At 45.4% G+C, this 3,492-nt stretch carries 3 protein-coding genes; 2 read left to right on the top strand and 1 reads right to left on the bottom strand.

All coding sequences use genetic code 11. The annotated features are described in order from the left end of the window. Positions 1-82: 82 nt before the first annotated feature. Positions 83-2,152, top strand: coding sequence for a hypothetical protein (locus tag N5D30_RS25960; protein ID WP_279911322.1), 2,070 nt, complete (start codon positions 83-85; stop codon positions 2,150-2,152). A 214-nt stretch (positions 2,153-2,366) separates the two neighbouring features. Here N5D30_RS25960 and N5D30_RS25955 read toward each other — a convergent pair whose 3' ends face one another. Beyond that, positions 2,367-2,696, bottom strand: coding sequence for a hypothetical protein (locus tag N5D30_RS25955; RefSeq protein WP_279911321.1), 330 nt, complete (start codon positions 2,694-2,696; stop codon positions 2,367-2,369). 138 nt (positions 2,697-2,834) lie between these two features. Between N5D30_RS25955 and N5D30_RS25950 the strand changes: the two genes are divergently transcribed. Beyond that, complete coding sequence (locus tag N5D30_RS25950; protein WP_279911319.1) at positions 2,835-3,455, top strand: tyrosine-type recombinase/integrase; 621 nt, start codon at positions 2,835-2,837, stop codon at positions 3,453-3,455. The last annotated feature ends 37 nt before the right edge of the window (positions 3,456-3,492 follow it).

Raw genomic sequence — 3,492 nt, 5'->3', positions numbered from 1 at the left:
AGAAGAAGCCGTTCATTCTCAGGCAAAAGCAAAGCTGAGATGATGTGGTCGTAGTCAGGATCTCTAGGGATAAGAGGTAGCAATGCAGCGTCTCATCGATATCTTTGAAAGCAATGACGATGCCTGGGCAATAGATAAATATGCGCGCTCGGATTATGTTTCAGTCGCCAAAGATCATGGGTATATATTCGGAAGCTCCCGCACAAAGCGAGAGGTTGAAGAATTTCTAATTGACGAGATGATAAAATTAATCTCGGGAGAGGATATAACAACCGCAGAGTTGGCCGGGGTCGTAAATCATCTTCATCTAAAAAGCGCAGCATCCCCTCGTCAAGAATGTGCGCATGCACTGTTCTTTATTCGTGCAATACGATTCTGTACGCAGGCACAATCTTCCTATACAGCTTCGGAACAATCATGGCAGAAAGCAAGAATGCTTTTGCAAGCATATCACTCCCTCTCGGATGTACTGCCCGGCTATATCTTCCATCCTAACTCTAACGACTTAATAGCAAGGTCTATTATTTACCTTAGAGGGAAGGGGTATAAATCAAGCGTAATTCAAGGCAAGGTCACGTTCGCACCGGAATTTGAGGTGAAAATTCTTAACAGGTTGCAGCGGGATTTCAGAAGATTAGGTGCTTTGGGGCTAGAGACAGTTATACAAGAAATGTCATTACGGCATTACGATAATGAGATGCGACGTTTCTTGTTGAGGCCTGAGCCTTCTGTGGGCCAACAGTTGAGTCTAGATAGGCCGTGGGGCTACCTTTTTAACTTAGCACTTGCCAATCTTCATCGCCCAAGATCAATAAAGAATAAATTTGAGACTTACAGTGAGTCTATTGAGCTTGCAAGGCACTACTTCGCGACTAAGCGCTTGCAGAGCTTTACTAAATTTGAGGACATGCATCACACCCCTCAAACCATTCTGGCGGCTATAGCTCGGCAAATTGAATATGACCAGCAGTTTTCTATTGATCAAATAGCAGTAAAGCATATGAAGAAGATAATGTTCGGGTTTTTTACTTCCCCTAAATTATCTGGGGTTAATGTTGATATCTCACTTTATCTTGATATTTTTGAGTGGACTTCTTCTCGGGCGACGCATGACAAGCCTCTGATATTTGACTCCAATATGGTCTTTGAGGCATTAAAATACAAGCATTTACAGTCCTCGATCAAGGTTGCGCTCGAAAAGCTGTCATTCTCAACGGCGCAAATTAACAAAGGATATTTGTGGCCGAATCATATAGGCTTGAGAAATTATTATGAGAGGCCTTTTGTTTCTGTAGAGCAGAGATACGCTTACCCAAATCCGAATCTGTGCAGTTATGGCTTCTACTCTACGCTTCTTGAGTTATGCAAAGAAAGTGGACTTAATGGGAAGCTCATTGGAGATGTTACGGAGGAGTTATTTGCCAGTGCGCTGCGGGGCGCAGGCATCAAGTTTTTAGAAAACAAAAAGTACAAGATACCTAAGAATGTAAGAGATGAACTGCAAATAAATAGCACTGAGAGAGAGTGTGACTTTGTAGTGGAAACAGAGTCAACTGTTATCTTTATTGAACTTAAAAGAAAAACACTGACATCTGATGCAAGAGCTGGAAGCCCACTCCACTCCATGATAGATATTGCACAGTCACTTCTACATGCTCAGGCACAGGCCGGCTGCCATGAGTACATGTTAAGGCGTAATGGAGAGATTCAATATTTGGACGGAACCAAGATTGAGCTAAAAGATAGGCAAGTCGAGCGGGTCGCCGTTTCGATGTTTGGGTACTTTGGGATTCAAGATGGATTTTTTGTAAGTCAAATTTTGAACAGCCTTATAAATGGGCAAATTGAAAGCGGGGATTCAGGGGCCGATGAAAAGATTAATGTCCACCTCAGAGAGATAAATCGTCAGTTTAAAACTGACGAATTCAGGGAGGCATACAAGGACATAAGAGATCAGTTTATAAACTCTCGTTTTTTTAGCATTCCTCAGATGCTAGAAATCCTGTCAAATTCTTCTAATAATGAAGAGTTTGAGTCGGAGCTAAATTGTACCAAGCGCACTGGGACAAGCTGCAAAGACTGGTTTTTGGATTATCATTTTTTGAGGGGATTGCGAAAGCTTGACATCGACAAAGCAAAAATAGCGACATAATCAATTTTTCAACTAGCAGCAAACGGGATGAATCAGCACAGACTTACAGCTTCCGACTCGTTGCTGCCGGTGGAAAAAGGTAGGAGCCGGCCAAGAGCGGGCGTGTGTGGCGTGGAGCGACCGGCCAGAAGCGGCAGTCAGCCCAATAAATAAATCCGTCCCCTTTTCCACTCAATACCCTATCAGTACTGATTGAATGCACGCTCCACGAGCCTTAGTTATAAGATCCAAATGGGCCATACACAACATGGTTGGCCCTTATCATTTCCACAAACTCAGATTGTGAAGGTAAATTATCAGCATAGTTGGGCCACGTCTCTTTTACATGGATATCCCATGAGGCGGCATCCATCTCATGAATCGGTTGAAGAATTTCTTCAGGATGAAGCCCGTCTTTGGCTAGCTTCTTCAATATGTTTTCAACTGCATCAATGTAAGTATCACCTTGCGAGTAACACGTAACATATGCGCCACCTATTTCAGGGGGCATTATTGAGTCCCCCAGCCCCTTTACATGGAATGAAACAATAAATATTTTCCTCATCAAAGAACCTGTTGAATTAGCTATAAATCTTTCGAAAAGTGGATATATTTATTTATCGGATCACTGTCCGCTTCTGGCCGGTTAGCGACCACTGCTTTGGCTAGCCATCCTTGTCCTCCCACACGTGGAGGACCTCCCATGAACATCGTCGCTACCTGCAGTCGTCAGCCTTGGAACAAAGGAAGATTGGTCGGGCAGAAAGCCCCGCTCCGACTGAGAGATATCTGGGCCATCCGGGTAAGACTTCAAATTGCAGAGAACACTCGTGATCTGGCTCTCTTCGATTTGGCCATCGACAGTAAGCTTCGAGCTTGCGACTTAACCAAGCTCCGAGTGCGCGACGTTGCGCATGGCGAGCACGTGTCATCACGATCCATGGTAGTGCAGCAGAAAACGCAGCGGCCACTGCAGTTCGAGATCACTGAGCAAACACGGTCTGCTCTCGCTGCCTGGATACATCAGGCCCGGCTCCGCAGCGAGGACTGTCTTTTTCCGAGCCGACTGCATGCCTCAGACCACCTGTCCACTCGTCAATACGCTCGTATCGTCAAAGGCTGGGTGAAAACCATCGGCCTTGATCCAACCATGTATGGCACTCACACGATGAGACGTACGAAGGCATCACTGATCTATCGCAGAACGAAGAACTTGCGGGCGGTTCAACTGCTGCTCGGCCATACGAAGCTGGAGAGCACCGTTCGGTACCTGGGAATTGAAGTCGATGATGCTCTGGAAATGGCAGAGCAGACCGAGGTTTGACCATGTATAGCGACGGTCGAAGCCAGACCGTCGCTAA

The organism is Pseudomonas sp. GD03875 (genome assembly GCF_029840585.1).
Lineage (GTDB): Bacteria > Pseudomonadota > Gammaproteobacteria > Pseudomonadales > Pseudomonadaceae > Aquipseudomonas > Aquipseudomonas paralcaligenes.
This window is presented reverse-complemented; position numbering and strand designations above follow the sequence as displayed.

Excerpts from the sequence above, each read along its gene's own strand:
- N5D30_RS25960 (WP_279911322.1), top strand. The coding sequence starts at position 83 with ATGCAGCGTCTCATCGATATCTTTGAAAGCAATGACGATGCCTGGGCA.
- N5D30_RS25955 (WP_279911321.1), bottom strand. The coding sequence starts at position 2,696 with ATGAGGAAAATATTTATTGTTTCATTCCATGTAAAGGGGCTGGGGGAC.
- N5D30_RS25950 (WP_279911319.1), top strand. The coding sequence starts at position 2,835 with ATGAACATCGTCGCTACCTGCAGTCGTCAGCCTTGGAACAAAGGAAGA.